General features: G+C 63.2%; 23 protein-coding genes. 21 read left to right on the top strand and 2 right to left on the bottom strand.

Annotated features, from left to right (window positions below; all coding sequences use genetic code 11):
- Window positions 1–81: 81 nt before the first annotated feature.
- Window positions 82–1,617, bottom strand: coding sequence for an EAL domain-containing protein (locus tag I6L32_RS05330; protein ID WP_103259361.1), 1,536 nt, complete (start codon window positions 1,615–1,617; stop codon window positions 82–84).
- A 513-nt stretch (window positions 1,618–2,130) separates the two neighbouring features.
- Here I6L32_RS05330 and I6L32_RS05325 point away from each other — a divergent pair.
- Window positions 2,131–4,050, top strand: coding sequence for an EAL domain-containing protein (locus tag I6L32_RS05325; protein WP_216944790.1), 1,920 nt, complete (start codon window positions 2,131–2,133; stop codon window positions 4,048–4,050).
- Here the strand turns inward: I6L32_RS05325 and I6L32_RS05320 are convergent.
- Window positions 4,047–4,961 carry a 1-aminocyclopropane-1-carboxylate deaminase/D-cysteine desulfhydrase gene (locus tag I6L32_RS05320; RefSeq protein ID WP_193758469.1) on the bottom strand — a complete coding sequence of 305 codons (915 nt, stop codon included), beginning with the start codon at window positions 4,959–4,961 and terminating at the stop codon, window positions 4,047–4,049. The genes I6L32_RS05325 and I6L32_RS05320 overlap by 4 nt on opposite strands.
- A gap of 120 nt (window positions 4,962–5,081) precedes the next feature.
- Between I6L32_RS05320 and I6L32_RS05315 the strand changes: the two genes are divergently transcribed.
- From I6L32_RS05315 to mreD, 20 genes are all read left to right on the top strand, one after another.
- The gene (locus tag I6L32_RS05315) at window positions 5,082–5,945 is read left to right on the top strand and encodes a hypothetical protein (protein WP_041214302.1); all 864 of its coding nucleotides are present in this window, start codon (window positions 5,082–5,084) and stop codon (window positions 5,943–5,945) included.
- Window positions 5,945–6,538: a PilN domain-containing protein gene (locus I6L32_RS05310; RefSeq protein WP_216944789.1), complete on the top strand. Its 594-nt coding sequence runs from the start codon at window positions 5,945–5,947 to the stop codon at window positions 6,536–6,538. Before I6L32_RS05315 ends, I6L32_RS05310 begins: the two co-directional genes overlap by 1 nt.
- Entirely contained in the window at window positions 6,538–7,185 is a 648-nt protein-coding gene (locus tag I6L32_RS05305) for a type II secretion system protein M (RefSeq protein ID WP_216944788.1), read from the top strand. The genes I6L32_RS05310 and I6L32_RS05305 overlap by 1 nt, the downstream gene beginning before the upstream one ends.
- Window positions 7,186–7,240: 55 nt before the next feature.
- A complete protein-coding gene (locus I6L32_RS05300; protein WP_029313533.1) occupies window positions 7,241–7,543 on the top strand; it encodes an MSHA biogenesis protein MshK in 303 nt (100 codons plus the stop codon).
- Between the two features lie 70 nt (window positions 7,544–7,613).
- Window positions 7,614–9,290: a pilus (MSHA type) biogenesis protein MshL gene (gene mshL, locus I6L32_RS05295; protein ID WP_183149201.1), complete on the top strand. Its 1,677-nt coding sequence runs from the start codon at window positions 7,614–7,616 to the stop codon at window positions 9,288–9,290.
- A 151-nt stretch (window positions 9,291–9,441) separates the two neighbouring features.
- Entirely contained in the window at window positions 9,442–10,332 is an 891-nt protein-coding gene (locus tag I6L32_RS05290; RefSeq protein WP_216944787.1) for an ExeA family protein, read from the top strand.
- Window positions 10,329–11,465 carry a tetratricopeptide repeat protein gene (locus I6L32_RS05285; RefSeq protein WP_216944786.1) on the top strand — a complete coding sequence of 379 codons (1,137 nt, stop codon included), beginning with the start codon at window positions 10,329–10,331 and terminating at the stop codon, window positions 11,463–11,465. Before I6L32_RS05290 ends, I6L32_RS05285 begins: the two co-directional genes overlap by 4 nt.
- A gap of 74 nt (window positions 11,466–11,539) precedes the next feature.
- Complete coding sequence (gene mshE / locus I6L32_RS05280; protein WP_029313535.1) at window positions 11,540–13,252, top strand: MSHA fimbrial ATPase MshE; 1,713 nt, start codon at window positions 11,540–11,542, stop codon at window positions 13,250–13,252.
- A 47-nt stretch (window positions 13,253–13,299) separates the two neighbouring features.
- Entirely contained in the window at window positions 13,300–14,520 is a 1,221-nt protein-coding gene (locus I6L32_RS05275) for a type II secretion system F family protein (protein ID WP_048208884.1), read from the top strand.
- 191 nt (window positions 14,521–14,711) lie between these two features.
- The gene (locus I6L32_RS05270) at window positions 14,712–15,170 is read left to right on the top strand and encodes a hypothetical protein (RefSeq protein ID WP_216944785.1); all 459 of its coding nucleotides are present in this window, start codon (window positions 14,712–14,714) and stop codon (window positions 15,168–15,170) included.
- 76 nt (window positions 15,171–15,246) lie between these two features.
- The gene (locus I6L32_RS05265) at window positions 15,247–15,906 is read left to right on the top strand and encodes a type II secretion system protein (RefSeq protein ID WP_216944784.1); all 660 of its coding nucleotides are present in this window, start codon (window positions 15,247–15,249) and stop codon (window positions 15,904–15,906) included.
- Between the two features lie 19 nt (window positions 15,907–15,925).
- Window positions 15,926–16,366 (top strand): prepilin-type N-terminal cleavage/methylation domain-containing protein, encoded by a 441-nt coding sequence (locus tag I6L32_RS23495; RefSeq protein ID WP_049637306.1) that lies wholly within the window; start codon window positions 15,926–15,928, stop codon window positions 16,364–16,366.
- A 58-nt stretch (window positions 16,367–16,424) separates the two neighbouring features.
- Window positions 16,425–16,901, top strand: coding sequence for a Tfp pilus assembly protein FimT/FimU (locus tag I6L32_RS05255; protein ID WP_302056394.1), 477 nt, complete (start codon window positions 16,425–16,427; stop codon window positions 16,899–16,901).
- Window positions 16,888–17,460: a prepilin-type N-terminal cleavage/methylation domain-containing protein gene (locus I6L32_RS05250; RefSeq protein WP_216944783.1), complete on the top strand. Its 573-nt coding sequence runs from the start codon at window positions 16,888–16,890 to the stop codon at window positions 17,458–17,460. Before I6L32_RS05255 ends, I6L32_RS05250 begins: the two co-directional genes overlap by 14 nt.
- Window positions 17,460–18,317: a PilW family protein gene (locus tag I6L32_RS05245; protein ID WP_216944782.1), complete on the top strand. Its 858-nt coding sequence runs from the start codon at window positions 17,460–17,462 to the stop codon at window positions 18,315–18,317. The genes I6L32_RS05250 and I6L32_RS05245 overlap by 1 nt, the downstream gene beginning before the upstream one ends.
- On the top strand, window positions 18,307–18,774 hold the full coding sequence (locus I6L32_RS05240; RefSeq protein WP_254203883.1) for an MSHA biogenesis protein MshP: 468 nt from the start codon (window positions 18,307–18,309) through the stop codon (window positions 18,772–18,774). The genes I6L32_RS05245 and I6L32_RS05240 overlap by 11 nt, the downstream gene beginning before the upstream one ends.
- Before the next feature lie 25 nt (window positions 18,775–18,799).
- On the top strand, window positions 18,800–23,197 hold the full coding sequence (locus I6L32_RS05235) for a DUF6701 domain-containing protein (RefSeq protein WP_216944781.1): 4,398 nt from the start codon (window positions 18,800–18,802) through the stop codon (window positions 23,195–23,197).
- 216 nt (window positions 23,198–23,413) lie between these two features.
- Window positions 23,414–24,454 carry a rod shape-determining protein gene (locus I6L32_RS05230; protein WP_005308111.1) on the top strand — a complete coding sequence of 347 codons (1,041 nt, stop codon included), beginning with the start codon at window positions 23,414–23,416 and terminating at the stop codon, window positions 24,452–24,454.
- Window positions 24,455–24,495: 41 nt separating this feature from the next.
- On the top strand, window positions 24,496–25,404 hold the full coding sequence (mreC, locus tag I6L32_RS05225) for a rod shape-determining protein MreC (RefSeq protein WP_029313545.1): 909 nt from the start codon (window positions 24,496–24,498) through the stop codon (window positions 25,402–25,404).
- The gene (mreD, locus tag I6L32_RS05220; protein WP_010672635.1) at window positions 25,404–25,889 is read left to right on the top strand and encodes a rod shape-determining protein MreD; all 486 of its coding nucleotides are present in this window, start codon (window positions 25,404–25,406) and stop codon (window positions 25,887–25,889) included. The genes mreC and mreD overlap by 1 nt, the downstream gene beginning before the upstream one ends.
- The last annotated feature ends 38 nt before the right edge of the window (window positions 25,890–25,927 follow it).

Below are 25,927 nucleotides of genomic sequence, written 5' to 3'. Positions count from 1 at the left end.
ACAGACCCATGATAAGGGGAGATGCTCCTCATGCGGAGCATCATTTTGTTGCAGAGGGTGAGAGGCGGGGCAGATACCGCCTCAGTGCGGGTCGGAGGGGCTGGTTGTCTCGCCCTCTTGCCATGCCATCAGCCAGATCTTCAGTTTGCTCAGGGGCATGGGCTTGGCATAGACGTAGCCCTGGATCAGGTGGACTCCGTGGCGATGCAGATAATCCACCTGCTCCTGGGTTTCGACCCCTTCGGCGATCATCTCCATGCCCGATTTGAGGCCGAAAGCGATGGTGGCATCCAGCACGCTGCGTTTGAGGTCGTCCGTGCCTATGGTATCCACGAACATCTTGTCGATCTTGATCTGGCGAATGCCGAGCCGTTGCAGGTAGGCAAAGCCGCCATAGCCGGTGCCGAAGTCATCCAGCTTGAAGTGATAGCCCCTCTCCTGCAGAGCTGCGATCTCCGCCATGGCCCCCTGGATGTGCTTGATGGGATCCCGCTCGGTGAGTTCGAAGGTGAGGCGGGCCGGCGAGGGCCAGCCATGGCGCTGCAACTGGGTGCGCAGACGAGGTTGCTCGATATGGCCCGCCACCAGATTGACGCTGACCCACTGGTGCGGGGCCAGGACGGGGAGATCCGCCAGGATGCGCTCCAGCAGTTGATCCGTCATCGGCAGGATCAGCCCCTGCTCCTCCGCATAGGCGATGAAGGTGCCTGGCGACACCAAATCCCGTCCTCGCTGCCAGCGCAGCAATGCCTCGAATCCCACCACCCTTCGGTTTCTGCTGTCCACTATGGGCTGATAGAAGGGGATGAACTCCCGCCGAGCCAGCCCTCTTTGCAGCAATCCTTTGAGGGAGCGCCGGTAGTTTCTAAGGCTCCAGTAGAGGGCCGCCAGCAGCGCCCCCAGCGCCCCGGCCGACCAGAGGCCATCACGGTGTATCTGTGAGCGGGCGTAGCGTTTCAGTGCCTCGCCAGCCCAGAGGGTCTGTTCCACCTGATGCTGGGGGTCGAAACTGAGCAGCCGCATCGGGTTTGCCTCTTCTCGAATGTGCTTGTTGCCACGGGGGAAAAAGAGCCCGGACTGGGTCGGGTGCTTGTGGTTGAACTCCAGGTAGAAACAGTCGTTGCAGGGGGTGCGCAGCAGCTCATGGCTCCAGCTGCTGTCGAGCACCCAATAGGCCAGATTGCCGTTGCGTCTCGCATAGACCAGGGTTTCGCGTTCGGTATCGAACATGGGGGCCGTGCTGGAAATATGAAAGTCGGGGGAGACCGGTATGCCGGCGTCGGCAAGCTGGGGCAGGGCGGGGCCCAGGGTGGAGCAGCCGCTCCCGTTGGCAAGCTGCAGGCCGGCCAGGCGAATATGGCGGTTGTAATACTGGGGTGAGCGCAGCAGCGCCATGTCTTTGGGGCCGCAATCGAAGGCAAAGTGGGCGAGTTGAGCGGGGACATCGTGATCCAGGAGCTGGTTGCGCTCCTGCTGGTAGTCGAGCAGAGCCCTTTCCTTTGTCTGCAACAGGTGGTGAGCCAGCTTGTCGCTCAACAGGGGGGTGAGCAACAGCATCAGCAGCGGGGGCAAACAGAAGAGGCCCAGAGGAATCCATAACGGAGATCGTGCAGACATGGTGGGCACCCTTCTTCCCTGAAATGAAACAACCCGATTGAGGCTCAAGCATCATAGCATTAGCTGCATCGATTTGAGCCAAGTTGGTCACACTTGGAACAAAAACGATAATTAATTGATAAATAAAGGATATGGCTACACACCTGAACAAGATTCAATCGCTGACCTGTCATAAATGACAATTGTCCAGCTTATCTGAAGTGGCTAAAGTAACGGTGCGGTTTGACTCACCGTGTGTTCAATACTCCTGTATCTATTTTTGTCAGTAGCACAGAGTGTTAGTTTTGATATGAGTGTTTCTTTTGGTCCCCGTTGTGGGACCATTTTTCTGTCCGCTCCTCAGCCTGTGTCCCCTCGTTCTCTCCCTTGATGCCTCTTTTGCGGCCCGCACAACGGCGCCGCATGACGCATCCGCCCGCTTATTTGCAGAAGCGGGATCTTCATCCATAGGCGGCGTTTGGTCTGGGCTGATACCATGATGCCCTATGGATGCTGTCGGCTACGGAAAGGCACATGAAACTGACCACTCAACTCGTCTCTTTTATTACGCTGTGCGTGATCTCGGCCATGGCCATGGTGATGCTCGGCGGGGTCTTCAGTTTCCGCCAGATGGGAATGGAGCTGCAGCAGAACCGGGTCGACTCCCTGGTGGAGATCATCGACAAGCAGCTCGGGGTGACCGATGACCAGCAAGCCCTTGCCCGCTGGCTGCCCTCCCTGTTGCGGGCCTCCCATGTGGTGGAGCTGGAGATCCGTCAGGACAAGCAGCGGGTCTACTGGTTTCGCGATGTGCAGCAGCAGACGGACGAGAGCCTGCTGATCGCCTACAGCGAGGCGATCCCCAATCAGACCGGGATGCGGGCCGACTTCAAGCTGGACAGGCCGTTCAAGGAGTTCGAGTACTCCATGAAGGCGATGTTCGGCATCTCTCTGGGTATCTTCATCGTGGTGTTCGGGCTCTGGTACTCCATCCGCTGGCTGCGTCAGCAGTTGCGCGGTGCCGAGCTGCTGGCGGAGCGTGCCCAGCTGATCCTGGATGGCAAGCTGACCAAGCTGGCCCATGACCCTGCCGAAGAGTGGCCTGTTTCGGCCAGTCAGGCCCTCACCCATCTGCTGACCGAGCTGGCCGACGCCCGCAAGGAGCGCAGCCGCTTCGACAACTTCATCCGCAGCAACGCCTTCGTTGACAAGACAACGGGCATCGGCAACCGCCTCTTCTTCGACAACCGGCTGGAGAGCGCCATCATGGAAGCAAGCGTGATCAGCGGCGGTGTGCTGCTGATCGAGCTGGCCGGTCTGGAGGAGCTGGATCCCGAGCTGAGCGGGCGCCCGAGCCAGGAACTCCTGATGGAGGCGAGTGCCACCATCGCCGCCTTCGTGCGAAAGCACAGCGGAGCCCTGCAGGCGCGCTATGCCGGTCAGGTCTTTGCCGTGCTGCTGCCGAACATGTCAGAGAGCGAGATGGTGGACGGCGCCAGCCAGTTGCTCAAGAGTCTGCAACGACTGCACTGGCCCGAAGCGGTCAATGCCGACACCGCCGTCTATCTCGGTGCGGTCTGCTATCAGGCACAGGATTCCCTGCTCAAGGTGCAGGAAGAGGCGGAGCTGGCGCTCAAGAGCGCGCGCCTGCAAGGACACAGCGGCTGGTTCCTGTTCGAGAAATCCCTCAACGAGGAGGCGAGCAGCAAGGGAACGGTGCGCTGGCGCACCCTGATCAGCCGTCGCATCGAGGAGCAGGGCATCGACTTCTACGTCCAGCCTGTGCAGCAGGAGCGGGATCAGGTGGTGTTGCAGCAGGAGCTGCTCATCCGCCTTCACGACGAGCAGGGCCGGGAGCTGCAGGCGGGGGTCTTCATGCCCATGGCGGAGAAGGCCGGTCTGCTGCTGCCGCTGGACAGGCTGGTGGTGGCCCGAGCCTTGCGACTGCTGCGCCAGCGACCGGCATCGAGCTGCCCCATCAGCCTCTCTCTGTGCGCCCAGAACCTGCTCACCCGCGAGTTCCAGCGCGAGCTCTTCTTCGAGCTGTTCCAGTTGCCGCGCAGTACCAACGAGGGGTTGATCCTGCAGTTGTCGGAGTCTCAGGTGACCCGCCACTACGAAGCCCTCAAGCGGCCGCTTCGGGCGATGCGCATGCTGGGGTGCAGGCTTGCCATCGATCATGCGGGCCAGGACGTGGTGAGCACCCAGTACATCAAGGAGTTCGAGATCCACTTCCTCAAGCTGCACCCCAGCCTGGTGCGGGAGATCCACCTGCGCCAGGTCAACCAGATGGCGGTACGCAGTCTGGTGGGGGGCTGTGCCAATACCCAGGCCCGGGTCATCGCGGTGGGGGTGGAGAGTGGCGACGAGTGGAAGATGCTGCGACACCTGGGCGTGCATGCCGGTCAAGGTCCCTGGTTTGCCGACCCCGAGCCCCTCAACCTGCCTGACTAGCGCCCCGGCCGGGGTGACAGGCGGCCCTGCTCCTCCAGGCCCGCCAGCCCCTGCAAGCCACCGGTGTGGATGAAGATGATCTTGCTGCCGCGCGCAATGCGGCCTGCCGCCAGTTCGCGAAAGAGCCCCCACATCGCCTTGCCACTGTAGATGGGTTCCAGCGGCAAGCCGGTTTCGGCACTGAATGCCTGCACCCATTGCCAGAGTGCCGGACTGAACCTGGCATAGCCGCCGTCGTGGTGATCCAGCGCGATGCGCCAGCCCGGGGTGGTGGCCGCCGCCGGATGCAACCGGCATACCTCGCCGGTGATGAAGTCGGCCCCCTTGAGCACCGCGATGGCCAGGATCTGCTCCTGCGCCCGCTTGCCCGCGATGAGTCCCGCCAGGGTGCCGCCGCTGGCGCAGGGCAGCACCCAGAGATCCGGCGAGAAGGGCACCTCGTCGACCAGCTCGGCCACCCCGGGGATGGCCAGCGGGCTGCTGCCTCCTTCCGGTACCAGCAGGGTGTCGTCATCCTCGAACCGGGCAAGCCATTCGGGATCCTGGCGCCGGCGATAGTCCTGCCGGTCGACAAAAACGAGATCCATGCCCCAGCCTTTCGCCGCTTTCAGGGTGGGATTGCTGACGGTATCCCCTTCACCGCGTATGATGCCCGTGGTGCGCAGTCCCAGTCTGAGTCCTGCTGCGGCCAGGGCGTGGATGTGATTGGAGTAGGCGCCGCCAAAGGAGAGGATGTGGCCCTTGCCCAGCATCTGTGCCTGTTGCAGATGGTATTTGAGCTTTCGCCACTTGTTGCCGGAGAGGGTCGGGTGGATCAGATCGTCCCGCTTGCACCAGAGCGTGACGTCATGGGCGGCCAGCAGAGGATGTCGGATCCGGTGCAGGGGGGAGGGGAGCTGAAGGGGAGCCATGGGATCGTCTCCCGTGGGTGCCAGCGTGGCCGTCGATGCGTCGTTTGTCATAAAGTTGGAGGCTAATAGCCTGTTTATGTTAAGGTTTAGTCCGTTTTACGCGGCCAGGTGAAGATCCAGATGAAGTCACTGTTCAGGCGTTCTCCCTCCAGCCATCAGGTCGGGATCCTGCTGGCCAGCGATCGCATTCTGCTGGCCTGCGTGGACCCCGTTCCCGTGTTTGCCAGCCAGCCTGTCAACGGCCCCCACGACTGGTCCAAGGCCCTGGCCGAGCTGTTTTCCCGGCACGGTCTGGCCAAGTCTAAGGTGCGGGTGGCCCTCGCGGCCAGCCTTTATCAGCAGATCCAGATCGACAAGCCCGCCGTCCCCGATGCCGAGATGGCGGGGGCCCTGCCCTGGGCCATCAAGGATTTCGTCAACGAGCCGGTGTTGCAGCTCGCCATGGATTATGTGGACCTGCCGACGCCCCCTGCCGGGCGTCCGCGCATCAACGTTGTTTGCATGCCCAAGAGCCGGGTGCAGCAGGTGGCGGATGCGGTCAACGGCGCGGCAACCCTGGAGGCCATCGTCAGTGACGAGCTGGCCATGACGGCCCTCTACGAGGCGGACCAGATGGTGCGCATGCTGCTCTGGCAACCCCGGGGGCAGGAGCTGCAACTGCTGGTCTTCCATCGGGGCGGACTCTGTTTCTCCCGCCAGTTGCGCGGATTTGCGAGCCTCACCGGCAGCCATGAGCCAGATGCCGACCAGCTCGATGCGCTGGCGCTGGAGATCCAGCGATCCATCGATTATCTGGCTGGCCATCTCAAGCTGCCCGAGCCCGGCCAGTTGCAACTGGCCATCGCCTCCTCCGCCATGGGGGTACTGGTGCGTCACCTGGAACAGACATTCGGTTTCCCGGTGTCGGCCATGGCAAACAAGGCGGTACTGGCAGGAGTCGAATACCTCAGTGCCTATGGCGCGGCCCTGGGCAGGAGCGACTGATGAAACACCATATCAACCTCTATGGCGCCGAATTCCGGCCAAGACGCCTGTGGGCCAGCCTGCCCCAGATGGCGTTGGTCTGGGGCGGCGTCCTGGTGCTGCTGCTGGGGGCCACCCTCCTCTATGGCTGGCAACAGCAGGGCCTCGATCGTGAATTGGCTGGCGTGCGGGCACAGCTCGACGTGCAGCGCGGCGAGGCCAGGCGTCTCGATGCGGAGCTGGCGCGCCATCTGGCGAATGCAGACTTGCAGCGGCAACTGGCCGACAAGCGGGAAGAGCTGGGGGCCAAACAGGCGCTGATGCAGCAGCTTGGCCACCTCTCCCTGCAAAAATCCCAGGGCTATGCGGGCGTGATGGCGGACCTTGCCCGCCTGCGGGATCCCCGCCTCTCCCTGCAACGGATCGAAATTAGCGACGGGCGCATCAACCTCGCGGGCGTGGCCGAACGCAGTCAGGACGTGCCCGCCTGGGTGAACCGCTTCAAGCAGACCCCCTCCCTGGCGGGCAAGCAGTTTGGCGAGCTCACCCTGAGTCGGGACAAGGAGGGCCAGCTTGCCTTCCAGCTCAGTGGCATAGCGCGGGAGACTCCCTGATGGACATGAAGGCACAATGGCAGGGATGGGCGCAGCAGATCGCAGCCCTCAGCCTGCGCGAGCGGATCCTCATTCTGTTGACCGGGGTCGTGCTGCTCGGGGCCATGGGCATCTATGGCTGGCTGGATGACGCCGACACCCGGCTGGGCCAGGATCGGCTGGCCCTGGCTGCGGCGCAGCGGGATCTGGAGATCCTGACCCTGGAAAATCAGGGTAAGCAGGCCAGGCTGGGGCGGGATCCCGATGCCCAGGTACGCGAGCAGCTCGCTGGTGTCGATACCACTCTGCGCCAGATGGATGCCGAGCTGCTGGCTCAGACGGTGGATCTGATCCCCGCCCACGAAATGCCCGCGGTGCTGGAGGCCCTGTTGTCCCGCTCCGCCAACCTGCATATGCTGGCGCTCACCTCCCTCAAGCCCGAGCCGCTGATGGCCGGGGAGCAGAAGGTGAACCTGTTCAGGCACGGCATCCGGCTTCAGCTGGAGGGCGGCTATTTCGATGTCTACCAGTACCTGAAAGCGCTCGAAGCCCTGCCTCGGCACTTCTACTGGAAGGGCTTTGACTACCGGGTGGTCGAGCATCCCAAGGCGGCGGTAGCGATGGAGATCTACACCCTCAGCACCAGCAAGGAGTTCATCCGTGGTTAAGCGGCATGTCGGCGGGACGGGATCCCGCATTTTTGCCTTCCCATCCTGGCGCTGGCTGGCCCTGTGGGGGAGCCTGCTCGCGCTACAGGCTCAGGCCGAGGTGCTGCAGGATCCCACCATGCCCCTGGCGGGATCCGGCTCGGCGGCGAGTGTCGCCAAGGAGGCCGGTCTGCCCAGGTTGCAGAGCGTCATCCTGGGGAGCGGGCCCGCCCTGGCGGTGCTCGACGGTCAAAGCTACCGGGTCGGCCAGCAGGTCAACGGATTCCGGCTGGTGGGGATCAGCGCCGACAGCGTGGTGCTGGAAAAAGCGGGCAAACGCCAGACACTGACCCTGTTTGGCAGCAAGATCCGGATGTGAAGTGGGTGTCGCACGGGATGGTGCGGGCCAGGTTTGTCGAGTTTCATAGCGAGTCAGGTGCACGAATAACATGAAAAAACACCCTTTTTGTCTGCTTCCCCTCGCGCTGGCGGTGGCGGGTTGCACTACCTATCGTCACCCCGAGCCGGTACAGGCCAAAGATGCACTCAAGCAGGCGATGAGCGAGCAGAGCCCGACCGCCCCCCTGACTTCCCTGCCGCCCTCGGTGCAGAGCGAGCTGTTGCAGCTCAATCGTCCCCAGCAGCCGATGACCATTCCCGAGAAGCGGATGCGCATCGCGGCCCATGACGTGGACGCGGTGGAGTTCTTCGGCTCCCTGTTCAAGGGCTCCCGCTACAGCGTGGCGGTCCATCCCGGTGTGGCGGGCGTCATTTCGGTAGAGCTCAAGGACGTGACCCTGCAGGAGGCGCTGGCGACCGTCGGCGACATGTACGGCTTTGACGTGCAGCGCAAGGGCAACGTGTTCCACGTCTATCCCGCCGGTCTGCGTACCGAGACCATTCCGGTCAACTACCTGATGATGGCCCGGCGCGGTCTCTCCCGTACCTCGGTGAGCACAGGCGGGGTGACGGCCAACGACAACAACAATGGCAATAACAACAACTTCGACAACGGCCTGAACAACAGTGGCAACAACAACAGCCAGGGCAACACCGCCAGCGGTGACAACAACACCAACAGCAACGGCACCCGCATCGAGACGGACAGCAACAACGACTACTGGACCGATCTGCGGGATGCCCTGCAGACCCTGATCGGCACAGGGGAAGGGCGGGCCGTCATCACCAGTCCCCAGGCGGGCCTGGTCACGGTGCGTGCCTATCCCAAGGAGCTCAAGGCGGTGCGCGAGTTCCTGGACCAGTCCGGCGAACACCTCAAGCGCCAGGTGGTGCTGGAGGCGCGGATCCTGGAAGTGTCCCTCAACGAGGGTTACGAGCAGGGGGTGGACTGGAGCGGCCTCTCCGCAAGCTGGGACGGCGGCAAGGGCATCACGGGGGGCGGCTCCCTGCTGGACAGCCCCATCGCTTCGACCCCCAACCAGATCTTCCGGGCTCTGGGGGGCGGCGCCGGCTTCACCATCTCCGATGGCAACTTCAACGTCGCGGTCAGCCTGCTCAAGACCCAGGGGGACGTGAACACCCTCTCCAGCCCGCGCGTGACGGCCACCAACAACCAGAAAGCGGTGATCAAGGTGGGGACGGACGAATACTTCGTCACCAACGCCTCGACCACCACCACCACCTCGGGGACTTCGGCCCCCATCGTCACCCCGAACGTGGAGCTGACCCCCTTCTTCTCGGGGATAGCCCTGGACGTGACGCCCCAGATCGACGAGCAGGGCAAGGTATTGCTGCATATCCACCCCTCCGTCATCGACACCGAGGAGCAGAGCAAGACCATCAGCGTCGGCACCGCCGATCCCCTGGTGTTGCCGCTGGCCAAGAGCTCCATCCGCGAGTCCGATACCGTGGTGCAGGCCAACAATGGGGACATCATCGTCATCGGTGGTCTGATGAAGACCGACAGGCAGGAGATTGTCAGCAAGGTACCCCTGCTGGGTGACATCCCCTGGGTCGGCGAGGCCTTCACCAATCGCCGGGAGAGCAACCGCAAGGTGGAGCTGGTGATCCTGCTCAAGCCCACCGTGGTGGAAAAAGACACCTGGCAGAAAGAGCTGCAACGCTCCTCCGAGCTGCTCGACAAATGGTATCCCCCCAAGGGCTGATCCGGGATGACGCGCCTGTTGAGCACTCCTTCTCCCATGTGGCGGCCCCTCCCGGCTGTCGCCACTGTGCCCTGCCCGACGGCGGAGGCGCCATGTCGCTGATCCGGGGCTGTCTGCGGCTGCGCGCCCGGGACTCTGGCCGGGAGGGTGCATGTATCTGAGTCACTTCGGACTGCGGGAGGCCCCCTTCGGCCTGACCCCGAACACCGGTTTCTATTACGGCCTGCCCCCCCACGAGGAGGCCATGCAGGTGCTCAACTGGGCGCTTTCCCAGGGGGAGGGGTTCATCAAGGTGACCGGCGAGGTCGGCACCGGCAAGACCCTGCTCTGTCGCAAGCTGCTGAGCGAGCTCGGCTCCGAGGCCTGCCCGGTGCGCCTGGCCTGGCTGCCCAACCCCCATCTCACTCCGGGGGAGCTGCGCACGGCCCTGGCCCTGGAGCTGGGGTTGACGCTGGCGGGGGAGAGCGAGCTGGATCTCACGGATCGCATTCACCGCCATCTGATCTCCCTGCATCGGCAGGGGAGCCGGGTGGTGGTGCTGATCGACGAGGCGCAAGCCCTGCCGGACGAGACCCTGGAGGCGATCCGGCTGTTTGGCAACCTGGAAACCGAATCCAGCAAGCTGCTGCAAATCGTGCTGTTCGGCCAGCCCGAGCTGGATGCCAGGCTCGGGCAGCCCCGTCTTCGCCAGTTGCGCCAGCGCATCGGTTTTTCCTACCGCCTGCGGCCGCTGCGGCTCGACGAGACCCGGGCCTATCTGGAGTACCGGCTGCAGGTGTCCGGCTATCGCGGGGCCGCCCTGTTCGATGGCTTCGCCCTGCGCAGGCTATGGCGCGCATCCCGCGGCATTCCCCGCCTCATCAACATACTGGCGCAGAAGTGCCTGATGCTGGCCTATGGTCGCGGTGTGTGGCGGATCGACAGCGCCCTGGTACGGCTCGCCATCCGGGATACCGATGATGCCCGCCGTGGCCGTCTCACCCTCTGGTGGCCCCTGTTGTTGTTGCTGGGCACCGCCCTGGCGTATGGAGTCTGGTCATGAGCTTGATCAATCAGATGCTGAAAGATCTGGATAGGCGTCAGCAAGAGGCCGAGGGAGCCGCCGTCTATGTGGCGCCGGTGCGCCAGCAAGGCTGGTGGATGCTGGTGCTGACCCTGCTGTGTACCCTGGCCCTGGGGATCCTCGGCTGGCGCACCTGGATCTTCTGGCAGCAGAGCCAGCGAGCCTCCCTGCCAGCGGCGCAGGTCGAGGCCCTCCGCACTGCCCCTGCGGCGGCGCCATCCGCGCCCCTGGCCGTGGTGGCCACCACGCAGGCGGTCTCCTCTGCCGCGCCAGTGGCAAAGGTGCCCGCCGCCAGTGCCGAGTCGATCGCCACGAGAGTGGCCCCCTCCGCAGCCGAGCAGGTTCCGGCCGATGAGGCCGTGCTCGCCGATGAGGGCAATCCGGAGGAAGCGCTGGGGGACGAGACGATCCCGAGCGACGAGGAGCTGCAGCCGGACCTCTATGCCGAGCTGGCTGCTGAGCAGAGTGCCGAAGAGGCGCCTGCACCCGCCGCGCCGCGCAAACCCGGGATCCTGAAGATCGAGACGGTGGAACTCTCCGACGCCGAGCTGGCCACCCTGGCCGAGCGCAAGGCGACCACGGCCATGGCCAAGGGACGGATGCAGGAGGCGCAGGATGGCTACTACGAGGTGCTGGCCCACGATCCCCACAACCAGGGGGCACGGGAACAGCTGGCGGGCCTGCTCTATGGCGCCGGACGGCTGACCGAGGCCGCCCAGGTGCTGGAAGAGGGGCTGAGGCTGGATCCCGCGCAGGCGGACCTGCGTCTGCTACTGGCCCGTGTGGCCATCAGCGGCGGGGATCGGCAGAAGGCGTTGGAGTGGCTCACCGGCTATCAGCCCGATATTGCCAGCAATCTGGATTATTACGCCACCTGGGCCGGTCTTGCCCAGGAGCTGGGGCAGCCTGTCCAGGCGTCCGAGATGTACGTCAGGCTGCTGCGCCAGCAGCCGGATCAGGGGCGCTGGTGGCTGGGACTGGGGGTGGCGGAGGATGGTCAGGGACACCGTCAGCGGGCACTGGATGCCTATCGCAATGCCCAGTTGCACGGCAATCTGGGGGAGGCCTCCACCCAATGGCTCGAACAACGAATTGGCCAACTGACCCATTGATTAAAGCGGCAGTTCGATGAGCCCATGCCATCGGACCGGGCAGCGGGCGTGAAGCAACAGAGATCGGAGCAACAATGGCACAACCCAGACTGAAAATGCGCCTAGGCGACCTGCTGGTACAGGAACAGATCATCTCGGATGATCAGCTGCAGCTCGCCCTGCAGCAGCAGCGCCAGACCGGCCGCAAGCTGGGGACCACCCTCATCGATCTCGGCTTCATCAGCGAGGTGCAACTGCTGACCTTCCTTGCCCGTCAGCTGGATGTGCCCTTCTTCGATCTCAACAACCTCACCATCGACGTCTCGGCCGTGGCGCTGTTGCCCGAGGTGCAGGCGCGTCGCTACCGGGCGCTGGCCGTCAACCTGAGCGACGACAAGGTCACCGTGGTGATGTCGGATCCGGCGGATCTGAGCGCCCTCGACGCCATCGCTGCCCTGCTCAGCCCGCGGGAGCTGGTGCTGGCCGTGGCCCGTGAAGGCCAGCTGCTGGAGTATTTCGACCGCCTCTATCGCCGCACCCGGGAGATAGAGAACTTCGCGGTGCAACTGCACGAAGAGCACCAGGAGACCGGCTTCGAGCTGGGGGCCGGCAGCCTCAATGCCGCAGCCGACGAGGGGGAGGCGACGGTGGCCAAGCTGCTGCGCTCCCTGTTCGAGGACGCGGTACAGGTGGGGGCCTCCGACATCCATATCGAACCGGACGAGAAGGTGCTGCGCATTCGCCAGCGTATCGACGGCGTGCTGCATGAGAACATCCTCAACGAGGTGCGCATTGCCCAGGCGCTGGTGCTGCGCCTCAAGCTGGTGGCCGGGCTCGACATCTCGGAGAAGCGTCTGCCCCAGGATGGCCGCTTCAATATGAAGGTGCGCGGCCGCGACGTGGATGTGCGGATGTCCACCATGCCGGTGCAGTACGGGGAATCCGTGGTGATGCGGCTGCTGGATCAATCTTCCGGCATCTTGTCGCTCGCCGAGACCGGGATGCCACCCGCCATCCTGACCCGCTTCCGTCGTCAGCTCAAACGCCCTCACGGCATGATCCTGGTGACGGGGCCGACCGGTAGCGGCAAGACCACGACGCTCTACGGCGCCCTCTCCGAACTCAACCAGGCCAGCCACAAGATCATCACGGTGGAAGACCCGGTGGAGTACCGTCTGCCCCGCATCAGCCAGGTGCAGGTCAATCCCAAGATAGGGCTCACCTTCTCCCAGGTGCTGCGCTCCACCCTGCGCCAGGATCCGGACATCCTGCTGGTGGGGGAGATGCGGGACAACGAGACGGTGGAGATCGGCCTGCGCGGCGCCATCACGGGTCACCTGGTGCTGACCACCTTGCACACCAACGACGCCGTGACCAGCGCCCTGCGTCTCATCGACATGGGGGCGCCCGGCTATCTGGTGGCGAGCGCCCTGCGGGCCGTGGTGGCCCAGCGCCTGGTGCGGCGGGTGTGTGAACACTGCGCCTGCGAGACGGCGCCGGACGAGGGACAGGCCACCTGGCTCTCTGTGCTCTCCGGTGAAGCGCCGGGGCAGCATCGCTATCGCAAGGGACGAGGCTGCCAGAGCTGCAACTTCACCGGCTATGCGGGCCGGATCGGGGTCTACGAGCTGCTGGAGCTGGATCAATCCATGATGGATGCCCTGCGCCGCAACGATGCCGAGGGGTTTGCCCGGGCGGCACGGGCGCATGAGCACTACCGCCCCCTGGCCCTGACGGCGCTCGACTATGCCCGGGAGGGGATCACCTCGGTGGACGAGGTGCTTCGGCTGGCCGAGGACCTGGGGTAACGCATGAGGCATCTGGATCGTACTGAATCACTCTTCCGGGGTCGCCCATGAACCGTTTTGCCTACAAGGGGCGTGACAGCCAGGGCCAGGCCGTCAGCGGCGTGGTGGAAGCGGTCAGCGAGCTGGCCGCCGCCGAGCAGCTGATGCGCCGCGGGGTGATGCCCACCGAGCTGAAGGCCGGCAAGGCCAGGTCTGCCAGCATCGACTGGTCGCTGCTGCTGGAAGGGAGCGTCAAGCTGGAGGAGCTGGTGGTCTTCAGCCGCCAGATGTATGCCCTGACCCGTGCAGGCATCCCTATCCTGCGCGCCATCGCGGGGCTGGAGGAGAGCGCCCACAGCAAGCCCCTCAAGCGGGCGCTTCACGCTCTGGGGGAGGATCTGGCCAACGGCCGGCCGCTGTCGAGCGCGATGCAGTCGCACCCGAAGGTGTTCAGCAGCCTCTTCGTGGCCATCATCCACGTGGGGGAGAACACGGGTCAGCTGGAGGAGGCCTTCCTGCAGCTCGCCAACTATTTCGATCTGGAGCTGGAGACCCGCAAGCGGATCAAGACCGCCATGCGTTACCCCACCTTCGTGCTGATTGCCATCGCCGTCGCCATGGTGATTCTCAACATCATGGTGATCCCCGTCTTTGCCGGGATGTTTGCCAAGTTCGGGGTGGAGCTGCCGCTGGCGACCCGTATCCTGCTGGCCACCTCCCACTTCTTCGTTCACTACTGGTGGCTGCTGCTCGCCATCCTGGTGGGAGCTGTCGTCGGCTGGCGACGCTGGGTCGCCACCACCAAAGGCAGGCTGGCCTGGCACAGATGGCAGCTGCGGCTGCCCATCGTCGGCTCCATCATAGAGCGCTCCCTGCTTGCCCGTTTTGCCCGCAGCTTCTCCATGATGCTCAAGGCCGGGGTGCCGCTCAACACGGCGCTGACCCTGGTGGCCGACGCGGTGGACAACGCCTGGATGGCGGGACAGATCCGCGACATGCGGGGCGGCATCGAGCGCGGCGAGAGCCTGCTGCGCACCGCCGGCGCCAGCGGCCTGTTCACTCCATTGGTGATGCAGATGATCGCGGTGGGGGAGGAGACCGGCCAGGTGGACGAGCTGCTGCACGAAGCGGCCGAGTATTACGAGCGTGAGGTGGATTATGACCTCAAGAGCCTCACCGCCCGCATCGAACCCATCCTCATCGGCATAGTGGCGGTCATGGTACTGGTGCTGGCCCTGGGTATCTTCACTCCCATGTGGGACATGATGAGAGCTGTTCGCGGTCAGTGACAGGGTTCAGCATCTTTACTCCCTTGATGATGGGACATGATGAGAGCTGTTCGCGGTCAGTGACTGGATTCAGCATCTTCACTCCTCTGATGGTGGGACATGATGAGAGCGGTGCGCGGCCAGTAGGCAGTATCTTCACGGTCATCCGGATGCTGCCCGTGCCGGGCACAGAGAACAAGGTATGAAAGAGCATGAGCAGAGAGGCCGAGCAGGATGAGCACTGGCTGGGGGGATATCGGCGGGTCGTCGTCTTTATCCTGCTGGCGGTCATCGTCACGACCCTGGTCATGAGCTATCGCAATCACAGGGAAGAGGCGCTGGCCATCAGCGCCAGCCTGCTCGGTGAGCAGTTCGCACAGCGGGCCCAGCGCCTGCACGGACGTTGGCTCGACGAGCGGCGTCCGTCGGTGCTCCATGCCGAGGGCACAGCCTGGCAGTTCGATGAGCGGGGCTGGCCTCTGGCGGTGTTGCCGCGCCAGTCGCCATCGGCCGATTGCCGTCAGCTCTGGCTCGCCCTGCTGGGGCACGATGAGGGGCTCTTATCCTGGCAGGCCCTTGCCAGCGAAGGGGGGGGCGGGTGTGAATTCGGCCAGGAAGGGCACTGGCTGCACTACAGCTTCACCGATGGCCGGGTGGTGGCCCGCCCCTGATTGGGTGCTTCAAGTATTTCATTGACATGATTTTTTTCTATCCGCATGAAATAATGCGGACCATTACGGAGGCAGCATGGCAGCAAAGAGAGTGAGACCCGTTCGGGCGCTTGGCCGGATGGCCGGTTTTTCCTTGATTGAGCTGGTGATCGTCATCGTGATCCTGGGGATCCTGGCCGTCACCGCCTTGCCCCGTTTTCTCGATGTGACCGACGAGGCGAAGAAGGCGAGCGTGGAAGGGGTGTCCGGCGGTTTCGCCACCGGGGTGTCCCTGGTGCGTGCCCAGTGGGAGGCCGAAGGGCGTGCCAGGCAGGATGGGCTCAACACCGTGCTCTATGACGGCTCGCGTTTCTATCTGACCACGCCGACCGACAGCCAGGTCAGCAATGGCGAGCTCTCTCCCGGGTATCCCATGGACACGGCAGCAAGCGGCACGCCCGATGTGGATCCGGCCAGCCTGACGGCGACCCGCTGCCTCAATATTTGGGAGGGGTTGTTGCAGAATCCTCCCAAGGCTACTGCCCGCTTTGACGAGGTGCGCGGTAGCGGCAATGACCTGAAGTTCTATGCCACGGTGAGCAACAATGGACTGGATTCGGTCTGCCGTTACTATCTGGTCAACAGCCTGAGCAAGGGAAGTGATGGACGTTATCAGGACCCGCAAGGGAGCACGGATGCGTTCATGAGTTTCAGTTATCGCCCGGCCTCCGGCCAGGTGACCACCCATATCAATTGATAAACCGAGGAAAGACGTAATGAAAAAGCAATCGGGCTTTACCCTGATCGAACTGGTCATCGTGATCATCATTCTGGGCATTCTGGCGGTCACCGCCGCACCCAAGTTCCTGAATCTGCAGGATGATGCGCGTCTGGCCGCCGCCAATGGCGTGAAGGCCTCCCTGCAAAGCTCTTCACAGCTGGTCTACAGCAAGGCTGCGATCCAGGGTATTGAGAGTTCTTCTGGTGCTGTCTCTGTTGCGGGTACTACCGTGGATACCTCGTTTGGCTATCCGGTGAATGCTGATGCAGGCAAAACAGTGGCACTGGACGGTTGGAGTGGCGCCATGTCAGGCACCATTGCGACCTTCAAGCCAAGCAACGAACCCAATAGCAAATGTGCGGTTACTTACAACAACGCCATCACTGCGGCGGGTGGTGTTCCCTCCATCGCTGTCAGCACCGATTGCGGCAAGTAATTGTCAGACAAGGCGAGGCTTCGGCCTCGCTTTTTCGTTATTCCCGATGAGGGCATGAATGTCGATAGCCAAGGGTTTCACCCTGATTGAACTGGTGATCGTGATCCTGTTGCTCGGGATTCTGGCCGCCTTTGCCGTGCCTAAATGGCTGGGCAAAGGCGGCTTTGAAACCCATACCCTGCGTGACGAGCTGGTGGCCCGGCTGCGGCTGGTGCAGACCATGAACATGCAGGAAGGGGACGCGCGCTGCACCCAGCTGGTGCTGGAGGCGGGGCGTTTTGGCCATCTGACCGGGGCGAGCTGTGCGCCTGCCCCCATTTCAGGCTGGCGTGGGGATGAGCAGCGTCGCGGGCGCCTGGTTCAGGCGTCCGGCAACCTGCAATTCTCTCCTCAGGGGACATTCCATTTCGACAAGCGCAGCGGCAGACCCCTGTGGCTAGGCTGCATCAACGGCTGCGAACTGGCTGTCAGCAGCGGCCAGGAGAGTGCCCGGCTGCGCATCGAGCCGGAAGGCTATATCCATGCGATCCCCTAAGATCCGCCGCGGCTTCACCCTGGTCGAGTTCGTGGTCGGCATCGTGCTGCTGGCCGTCGCCCTGACCGGCATCCTGGGGCTGCTTATCAATCAGGCTCCCCAGGCGGTGGATCCGGTGCAGCAGGTACGCGCCGCCCAGCTCGCCCAGCGCATCCTCGGCGAGATGCTGGAGAAGTCTTTCGACGAGCATTCCGATCGCAACGGCGGCCGTTTTCGCTGCGGCGAGACGGCCGGTGTGCCCGCCTTTACCTATCCCCCCTGCACGGCGAGCGCCGATTATGGCCCCGATGGTGGCGAGACCCGCCCCTACGGGTTCAACGACGTGGACGATTTCGACACGGCAGGCCGCTGGGTGGACGCCAGCTACTTTACCCAGGCCTCGGCCGCGAGCAGCGAAGAGGAGTATCGGCGCTACCAGGTGAAGATCGCGGTGGTGCCGGATACCCTCTTTGGCAGCGCGGGGGAGGGGGCCGAGTCCATCGGCAAGCGCATCACCCTGACCGTGCGCCTGCCGGACGGGAGCGAGCTGGTCTTCGGCCTCTATCGGGGGAACTACTGATGGGCAAGCCACATTCCCGTGATGCCGCGTGGGAATACCCATGTGCCAGACTCGCCCGTGACCGCGTCCGACCCGGGCGTGAGGGGGGCTTCACCCTGGTGGAGCTGGTGATGGTGATCCTGCTGCTCGGGGTGATGGCGACCTTCTCCAGCCAGTTTATCGGCATCGGCACCCAGATTTACGGAGATGCCAGCCGCCGCGAGCAACTGATGAGCGATGCCCGCTTCGCCATGGAGCGGCTCAACCGCGAGCTGCGCGATGCGGTGCCCGGTTCGGTGCGGGTCGAGGACGAAGGGGGCGGTGCCCAGGAGCAGGGGGCCTGTCTGCGGTTCTGGCCCATCGCCATCGCTGGCCGCTACCTGGAGACGGCGAGCAGCACAGTGCTTCGCATCGTCGAGCCAGTCACCATGCCGGCAAAGGAAGATACGGCCATCATCTATCCGCTGCCTGACACGACCTCTGGCAATACCATCACGCTGGACAAGGGGTGTGTGCAGGGGCGTTGCACTGCCAGAGTGACCGAGGTAGGAACTCCCGTCTCCGGGGCCGTGCCGCTGACCCTGGCGGCCGCTGTTACCAAGGATTCCCCGGGCCAGCGCATCTATTTTGCGAACCAGCAGGTGCTCTATTGCGTGAGAGGGGGCAGCCTCTGGCGCATGGCCAAGTCCCTCGACGACACCCTGAGCAGCAGCGAGACCACCCGGTTGATGGGGGAGCATATTCGTCCCGCCGCCTATTACTTCTATCGGGAACCCGCCGCCTTCAACCAGAGCGAGGTGGGGCTGCGGCTGGAGTTCGAGCAGCGCGACGAGCGCGTCGTCTTCCATCACAAGCTGGAGACCCTCAATGTGCCCTGACACTCCCACCATGGTGAGGTCCCAGCGGGGCAGCGCCATCCTGATCGCCCTCTTTGTCATCGTCATCATGGCCCTGCTGGCGGCGGCCATGGGGCGTTTCCTGGTGGACAGCAGCGAGAAGCACACGGTGGAGGTGCGCGGCGTGCGTGCCCTGATGGCGGCCCAGAGCGGGCTCGAAGTTGCACTGTACCGGCTCTATCCCAATGGGGAGTGGCAGGGGCAGGCCAGCCGGTGCGTCCCCGTGGCGCTCGACTTCACCGAGCCCGGGCTTGCCGGGTGTCAGGCCAGCATCACTTGCAACAGGGTGACGGTGAGTGCGGCCGGCGGGACCCAAACCGGATACCGATTCAGCAGTGAAGGGCGCTGTGGCCAGCCCGATGCCGGCAGTAGCCCGAACCCCGATTTTGCCGTCAGCCGCACCCTGGTGGCGGAAGCCTTTGATGGAGTGACGCCATGAGCCCCCTGCCAAGGAGCCAGACCCCATGAAGTCCAGCCAGCCTCTTCGCGGCGCCCTGTTGTGGATCTTGCTGGGATCCACCTCGGTGCAGGCCGCCAGCCAGTGTACCGAAGCCTTCCTCTTCCCGGTGCAGAGCCACGCCTCCCCCGGCGTGCTGAGCATGAACAATGAAAGCAAGATCATCAGCACCACTGTGGGGGCCAGTTACCCCTTCCTGACCAAAAACATCCAGCCCAACGCCAACTGCAACAACGGTGGTTTCTGGAACAACGGCACCTGGGTCTCCAATTGCAACGTCAGCGGCGCCCTTGCCAGTGTGCTCAAGGATGTGACCTTCATCAGCGACCCCGACGCGTTTCCGGCCAACCCGGGGGGCTTCCCCTCCTACAGCGGGAAAAATGATCTCGCTTGCGACGGGGCCATCTCTCCTGCTGCCGGTGACTACAAGAACGCCTCGTGGGGGGGCAACAGCTGCGTGGCGACCCTGAAATCGGGCCAGACCTATCGCTTCGATACCTTGTCTATCAGCGAAGGGGCGATGATCAACCTCAACGGTGCGACCGTCTATGCCCAGAAGATGACCATCAAGAATGGTTACAACAGTGGCGTCACCGGGTCGGGAGACCTTCATGTGAACGATCTGACCGTGACGAGTCAGGGCAAGCTCAATGACGCCAGGGTCACCGTCTACAGCACCCTTGAGGTCTCGGGCAATGGCAATACCGGGACTGCCGTCTTCCAGCCGCACTACCTGGACAAGGTCACCATGGAGGTCTCTGCCAGTGGCCAGAGCGTGCTCATGGGGGCAGGGGACTGGTTTATCAAAAGCCTGGGGATGAAGAGCAACAGTGCCATGACCTTCCAGGGGCAGAGCTCTCTCGCCGTCTATGGGCTCAAGATGGAAAACGAGAGCCGGATCTCCGCTGCGGGGAGTCGCAGCGACCTGACGCTCCAGCTTCACCAGACCCTGGAGGTGAGTGGCAACGGCACCCTCAACGGATATCTGCAGGCCCGCTACCTCAAGACGTTCAAACACCAGAGCACCTCCAACATCAATTTCTACTTTCGTGGCGGCAACCACTGGATAGACAAGATGGAGCTCGGTCAGAACGACAAGCTGATCTTTGACAGCGGCAGTGCCGCGAGGTTGTACATCAAAAGCGATCTGGCCCTGAGCGACCAGATGGAGGTTAATGCCGGGGGCAAGGCCAACGACCTGATGATGTATCACTTCGGCAAGGTCACCATGAGCGGCAATACCAAACTCAACGCCATTCTCTATGTGAACGCCGGGGATCTGGCCATGAGTGGCCAGGCCGTGCTGACCGGTGCTGTGTCGGCGGTGAACGTCTCCATGACCAACAACAGCAAGGTGATCCACGAGCCCTTCAACGGCGACTGGCCGGGCATGTGTGAAGACCCACTGACCTGTTTCAGCGACGACTTCTCCGCCAGCACCCTTGGCAGCGACTGGGTGGCGGCCCGCAGCAGCGGCGACTTTACCCCCGCCATCGTCAATGGCCGACTCGGCATGACCCAGGCCAGCCCCAAGCAATCCACCTCTGCGACTTACCAGCGGCTCTTCCCCGCCGCCAACAACCTGGTCACCATCGAATTCGACCACTATGCCCACGGTGGCAACGGGGCGGACGGCATGGCGGTGGTGCTCTCCGACGCCAGAGTGACCCCCCAGCCCGGCGCCTTCGGCGGGCCCCTCGGGTATGGCTTCAAGCCAGAAGCTAATGGCTTTGCCGGCGGCTGGCTTGGGGTAGGGATAGATGAGTACGGCAACTTCTCCGGCGAAGGTGGCAGTGTCAACAAGGGGCGGCGCAAGCAGTCCGTAGCGGTACGGGGATCGGGTTCCGGTACCAGCGGCTACAACTACCTCAAGGGCGCCTGCAACAACGGCGCCGACAACGCCAACGGCAACTGCCTGTCGCCGACCGTGGACAGCGGCTCGGACAGCAATCGCCCCCACCGTTATCGACTGACCATAGACTCGCGCATCACCGGCCAGTCCCTGGTCAAGGTGGAGCGCAATACCGGAGGGGGTTACAGCACTCTGATCGACAGCTTCAATGCTGCCGCCCAGAGTGGCCAGGCAGCCATTCCCGAGAATCTGTTGTTGTCCCTGACTGGCTCGACCGGGGATGCGACCAACGCCCACCAGCTCGACAACGTCCGGATCTGCGCCCTCAAATCCAATCCGGTGGGGACCCAGATCGATCACTTCGAGTTCGATCACTCCGGTCAGGCCCTGACCTGCAACCCCGAGACTCTGACCATTCGGGCCTGCGCCAACGCCAGTTGCAGCCAACTGTTCACGGACCCGGTGAGCGCCATCCTGACCCCCCTCAAGAATGGCAGCAACGGCTGGATAGCCGGCAGCCAGGTGAGCTACAACGGCAACACCGCCACCGTCAATTTCAGCGGCGGCACGACCACCTTGCAGCTACGCAACAATCTGGCGACGGCCATCACAGTGGGAGTGAGCGGCTCGACGCCGTCCACCAAACCCCTGAGCACCACCCTGTGCCGCGCCGGCAGTGGCGCCCTGAGCGCCGCCGCCTGTACCTTGAGCTTTGCCGACAGCGGCTTCCTGTTCAATGTGCCGGATACCCTGGCCAACAGGCCCCAAGATGTAGTGATCAGTGCCGTCAAAAAGGACAATGCGACCCAGCAGTGTGTCCCCGGTTTTACCGGTGAGCGTTCGGTCGGCTTCTGGGGAACGTATGTCACCCCGAATGACAATTCTGCCGGGAGTCAGATGGCGATTGATGGCAAGACGATTTCGACTTATGCCGCCAATGTAGTCTCGCCAGCGGCGACAACCCTCAATTTGACCTTCGATGGTCAAGGCAAGGCGACGTTGAAGAGTGTTCGCTATCCGGATGCAGGCCAGATGCGGCTTAATGCCCGCCACGATGGCAGCGGTGATACCGCAGGACTGGTGATGACAGGGGCGGATCTCTTCGTCAGCCGTCCGGTCGGGCTCTGCATCACGCCAGCACAAGTGGCCTGCGCAGCAGGGGATGCCAACTGTCCGGTGTTCAAGAAGGCGGGAGAGACATTCCAGGTAGACATCAAGGCGATGGCCTGGGAATCTGCCAATGATGGGGATATTTGTACCGGAAATCTGGCCACCCCCAACTTCGCGCTGGCAAATATCGCACTCGACAGTATCCTTGTGGCGCCCAGCTTAGGCACCAATGCCACGCTTGGCACCACCCGCTATAACCATGGGGTCGCCGCCAACAGTCTCAACAGTATCAACCAGACGGTGAGCGAGGTGGGGGTGTTCCGGATGACGGCGACACCACCGGAGGCAAAGCAGCCAGAGGGGAGCACCGTATCGACGGGCTATTTCGGCTATACCATCCCCGCCACCAGCGTGCCGATGGGGCGTTTCGTGCCCTGGGACTTCTACTTGGTGAGCAGCACTGTCACCCCGGCCTGCGGCGGCTTTAGCTACATGAGTCAGCCGTTTTGGGTGCAGACGACGGTGCAGGCACGGAACAAACAGGGTGAGATCACCCAGAACTACCGGGATGCTTTTGCCAAGGGGGTGATCTCCCTGGTGGCCGCCAATAACCAGGACGGGGTCGACAGATCCAACCGGCTGGTGGATAGCTCCAACCGGCTGGTGGATCCACTGGTTGCCAGCTGGTCGGCTGGAGAGGTCAGGTTCAATGACCAAATCCGCTTTAAACGCCTGCAAGATCTGACTACTCCCGCGACCCTGACCACGCCGGAGGAGCCACTGCGGCTGCTGCGGCTGGGGCTTAAGGTGGGGGACGGCGAAACGCCGGAGACCACTTTCCTCGACGGTCGGAACATGAATCCGTCCGTCAGCGGCACTTGCCAGAGCGGGGTGAACTGCACCGCCAAACAGCTCTCCATTCCGAAGGGATCGGACGATACCATGATCGCCTACTACGGCCGGCTGCTCGCCAGCACCCGTCAGGGGGTCGATAGCGCCCCGCTGGCGCTGCCCCTGCAGGTGCAATATTTCGAAGGGGGCCTGTGGCGAGCCAATTCGCAAGATAGGCGAGCCAATTCGCAAGATATCTGTACCCAGATCTCCCTGGCGGGAGGTGGTATCGTCTTTACCGATGCGGAGCAACGCTATGACTCCGCGACGGGGGATCTGATCCTCAAAGACGGTACCCGCATTCGCCTTGGTCTCGGCAATGTGGCTCCGGGCGGTACTCAGGTCGGTTTCGACGCAGGCGAGACCCGGTTCCACTTCGCGCCACCCAATCAGGCGGTGCGCATTCCCTATCGGATCGTGCTGGAGCAACAGCCATCCCAACCCGTCTGGCTGGCGGATCCGGCCACGGCGGATCACCTGCTGGGAGAGGCCATTTTCGGCCGGGATCGGGGTAATGACAGAATTATTTATCGCCGCGAAGTGATGCCCTGACACCCGGGCTGACACGGGGAGATAGACGCATTGCTGTACAGTGGCGTCTTATCTCCTTGTTTCGTAGTGTTTGTCGGCCTGAGCGGGTGAGTGATGACTCGCATTTTTGTCGCGCCTGATTGATTGGCGACAGTTTGAGCGCTTGCCCATTGGGGTGGGCATTGGTAAAGTTAGCCGGTTTTCTGCACCTCCAAATTCTTAGGATTTCCCGTAGCCATGTTCAAAAAGCTCAGAGGCGTCTTTTCCAACGATCTGTCGATCGACTTGGGAACTGCCAACACCCTGATCTATGTAAAAGATCAAGGGATCGTCCTTAACGAACCCTCAGTTGTCGCCATTCGCCAAGAGCGCGGGAACGCCAAATCGGTCGCTGCTGTCGGTCATGCCGCCAAGCAGATGCTGGGTCGTACCCCGGGTAACATCTCCGCCATTCGCCCGATGAAAGACGGCGTGATCGCCGATTTCTACGTGACCGAGAAGATGCTGCAGCACTTCATCAAACAGGTTCACGACAACAACTATTTCCGCCCCAGCCCGCGCGTGCTGGTGTGCGTGCCCTGCGGCTCCACCCAGGTGGAACGTCGCGCCATCAAGGAATCCGCTCTGGGCGCCGGCGCCCGCGAGGTTTACCTGATCGATGAACCCATGGCTGCCGCCATCGGTGCCGGCCTGCCGGTCTCCGAAGCGACCGGTTCCATGGTGGTGGACATCGGTGGCGGTACCACCGAAGTGGCCATCATCTCCCTGAACGGCGTGGTCTACTCCCAGTCCGTCCGTATCGGTGGCGACAAGTTCGACGAAGCCATCATCAGCTACGTCCGTCGCAACTACGGCAGCCTGATCGGGGAAGCCACCGCCGAGCGCATCAAGCACGAGATCGGCTCCGCCTATCCGGGCGAAGAGGTGCGCGAGATCGAAGTGCGCGGTCGCAACCTGGCCGAGGGTGTGCCCCGCAGCTTCACCCTGAACTCCAACGAGATCCTGGAAGCGCTGCAAGAGCCGCTCTCCGGCATCGTCTCCGCCGTCATGGTGGCCCTGGAGCAATCCCCGCCCGAGCTGGCGTCCGACATCTCCGAGCGCGGCATGGTGCTGACCGGTGGTGGTGCCCTGCTCAAGGACATCGACCGTCTGCTGATGGAAGAGACCGGCATCCCGGTCGTCGTGGCTGAAGATCCCCTCACCTGTGTCGCCCGTGGCGGTGGCAAGGCGCTGGAGCTGATCGATATGCACGGTGGCGATCTGTTCCACTACGAATAAGACCCAAAGCCGGCCGAGCGCCGGCTCTTTTTTGACGACTCATGAAACCCATCTTCGGTAGAGGCCCTTCGCTTCAGTTACGGTTGTTTCTCGCCGTCATCATCTCCGTCGCTGCCATCGTCGCGGATTCCCGCTTCGGTGTGTTCAGCCATGTCCGCGTTTATCTGAGCTCCCTGGTGAGCCCGCTGCAATACATCGCCAACGCCCCCGGCACCCTGCTCGACACCATGTCGACCCAGGTGCAGACCCGCGCCGATCTCATCGAGCAGACCAAGCAGCAGGAGCAGCAACTGTTCACCCTGCGCTCGCGCCTGCTCAAGATGGATCAGCTGGAGCACGAGAACCAGCGGCTGCGCGAGCTGCTGGGGTCGCCGGTACACAAGGAGTCCCGCAAGATGGTGGCCGAGCTGCTGTCGGTGGATTCCGACCCCTTCAGCCATCAGGTGCTGATCAACAAGGGGGCGCTGGATGGCGTCTACAACGGCCAGCCGGTGATCAACGATCAGGGGGTGGTCGGTCAGGTGCTCCACGTGGGCTCCACCACCAGTCGCGTCCTGCTCATCACCGACTCCAGCCACGGCATCCCGGTGCGGGTGCTGCGCAACGACTTGCGCGCCATCGCCTCCGGCAGCGGCGAGCTGGACAAGCTGGAGCTGCGCAACCTGCCCCGCAACACCGACGTCCAGGTCGGCGATCTGCTGGTCACCTCGGGCCTGGGCGGCCGCTTCCCGGAAGGTTATCCGGTGGCGACCGTGACCCGCTCCGACTACGTGGAGGGCAAGCCCTTCGCCCAGATCGAGGCCAAGCCGCTGGTGGCGCTGGACCGTCTGCGCTACCTGCTGCTGCTGTGGACCGACAAGAAACCGGAAGTACACGACAAGGATGCCCTTGAGCCTGCGGCGAGCGCCTCGGCGGCCACGGCAACCTCGGCGGCGGGGGCGACGCGCTGATGCTGCAACCCGCCAGCGGCAGGATCTGGATCTGGTGTTCGATCCTGCTGGCCCTGTGCCTCTCCATCCTGCCGCTTCCCTTTCAATTCGAACCCTTCCGTCCGGACTGGCTCGCCATGGTGCTCATCTACTGGGCGCTGGCGCTGCCGCACCGGACCAACGTCGGCACCGCCTGGGTGGCGGGCCTGCTGCTGGACGTGCTGCTCGGCAGCACCCTCGGCGTGCGGGCCATGGCCATGGCCATCACCACCTACCTGGCGGCCTTCCAGTTCCAGAAGATCCGCAACTTCTCCCTCTGGCAGCAGGCGCTGATCATCGGTCTGCTCTCCCTGGTGGGGAAGATCACCGTGTTCTGGGCGGAGCATCTGTTCAGCCGGGCCAGCCTCAACTTCGCCTACTTTTGGTCGACGTTGACGACGATGCTAATATGGCCCTGGATTTTTATGGTCTTGCGCAAGGTGCGGCGTCGCTTCAATATCAAGTGAATGTGAATAAAAACAACGCATTGTAACTGCGCATCGTC

It is taken from the genome of Aeromonas sp. FDAARGOS 1402 (genome assembly GCF_019046925.1).
GTDB lineage: Bacteria > Pseudomonadota > Gammaproteobacteria > Enterobacterales > Aeromonadaceae > Aeromonas > Aeromonas caviae.
The sequence above is the reverse complement of the archived record's forward strand: the minus strand, read 5'-3'. Positions and strand labels throughout refer to the sequence as shown.

What these genes read in the sequence shown, in the direction of transcription:
- I6L32_RS05330 (WP_103259361.1), bottom strand. Translation starts at nt 1,617, where the DNA reads ATGTCTGCACGATCTCCGTTATGGATTCCTCTGGGCCTCTTCTGTTTG.
- I6L32_RS05325 (WP_216944790.1), top strand. Translation starts at nt 2,131, where the DNA reads ATGAAACTGACCACTCAACTCGTCTCTTTTATTACGCTGTGCGTGATC.
- I6L32_RS05320 (WP_193758469.1), bottom strand. Translation starts at nt 4,961, where the DNA reads ATGGCTCCCCTTCAGCTCCCCTCCCCCCTGCACCGGATCCGACATCCT.
- I6L32_RS05315 (WP_041214302.1), top strand. Translation starts at nt 5,082, where the DNA reads ATGAAGTCACTGTTCAGGCGTTCTCCCTCCAGCCATCAGGTCGGGATC.
- I6L32_RS05310 (WP_216944789.1), top strand. Translation starts at nt 5,945, where the DNA reads ATGAAACACCATATCAACCTCTATGGCGCCGAATTCCGGCCAAGACGC.
- I6L32_RS05305 (WP_216944788.1), top strand. Translation starts at nt 6,538, where the DNA reads ATGGACATGAAGGCACAATGGCAGGGATGGGCGCAGCAGATCGCAGCC.
- mshL (WP_183149201.1), top strand. Translation starts at nt 7,614, where the DNA reads ATGAAAAAACACCCTTTTTGTCTGCTTCCCCTCGCGCTGGCGGTGGCG.
- I6L32_RS05290 (WP_216944787.1), top strand. Translation starts at nt 9,442, where the DNA reads ATGTATCTGAGTCACTTCGGACTGCGGGAGGCCCCCTTCGGCCTGACC.
- I6L32_RS05285 (WP_216944786.1), top strand. Translation starts at nt 10,329, where the DNA reads ATGAGCTTGATCAATCAGATGCTGAAAGATCTGGATAGGCGTCAGCAA.
- mshE (WP_029313535.1), top strand. Translation starts at nt 11,540, where the DNA reads ATGGCACAACCCAGACTGAAAATGCGCCTAGGCGACCTGCTGGTACAG.
- I6L32_RS05275 (WP_048208884.1), top strand. Translation starts at nt 13,300, where the DNA reads ATGAACCGTTTTGCCTACAAGGGGCGTGACAGCCAGGGCCAGGCCGTC.
- I6L32_RS05270 (WP_216944785.1), top strand. Translation starts at nt 14,712, where the DNA reads ATGAGCAGAGAGGCCGAGCAGGATGAGCACTGGCTGGGGGGATATCGG.
- I6L32_RS05265 (WP_216944784.1), top strand. Translation starts at nt 15,247, where the DNA reads ATGGCAGCAAAGAGAGTGAGACCCGTTCGGGCGCTTGGCCGGATGGCC.
- I6L32_RS23495 (WP_049637306.1), top strand. Translation starts at nt 15,926, where the DNA reads ATGAAAAAGCAATCGGGCTTTACCCTGATCGAACTGGTCATCGTGATC.
- I6L32_RS05255 (WP_302056394.1), top strand. Translation starts at nt 16,425, where the DNA reads ATGTCGATAGCCAAGGGTTTCACCCTGATTGAACTGGTGATCGTGATC.
- I6L32_RS05250 (WP_216944783.1), top strand. Translation starts at nt 16,888, where the DNA reads ATGCGATCCCCTAAGATCCGCCGCGGCTTCACCCTGGTCGAGTTCGTG.
- I6L32_RS05245 (WP_216944782.1), top strand. Translation starts at nt 17,460, where the DNA reads ATGGGCAAGCCACATTCCCGTGATGCCGCGTGGGAATACCCATGTGCC.
- I6L32_RS05240 (WP_254203883.1), top strand. Translation starts at nt 18,307, where the DNA reads ATGTGCCCTGACACTCCCACCATGGTGAGGTCCCAGCGGGGCAGCGCC.
- I6L32_RS05235 (WP_216944781.1), top strand. Translation starts at nt 18,800, where the DNA reads ATGAAGTCCAGCCAGCCTCTTCGCGGCGCCCTGTTGTGGATCTTGCTG.
- I6L32_RS05230 (WP_005308111.1), top strand. Translation starts at nt 23,414, where the DNA reads ATGTTCAAAAAGCTCAGAGGCGTCTTTTCCAACGATCTGTCGATCGAC.
- mreC (WP_029313545.1), top strand. Translation starts at nt 24,496, where the DNA reads ATGAAACCCATCTTCGGTAGAGGCCCTTCGCTTCAGTTACGGTTGTTT.
- mreD (WP_010672635.1), top strand. Translation starts at nt 25,404, where the DNA reads ATGCTGCAACCCGCCAGCGGCAGGATCTGGATCTGGTGTTCGATCCTG.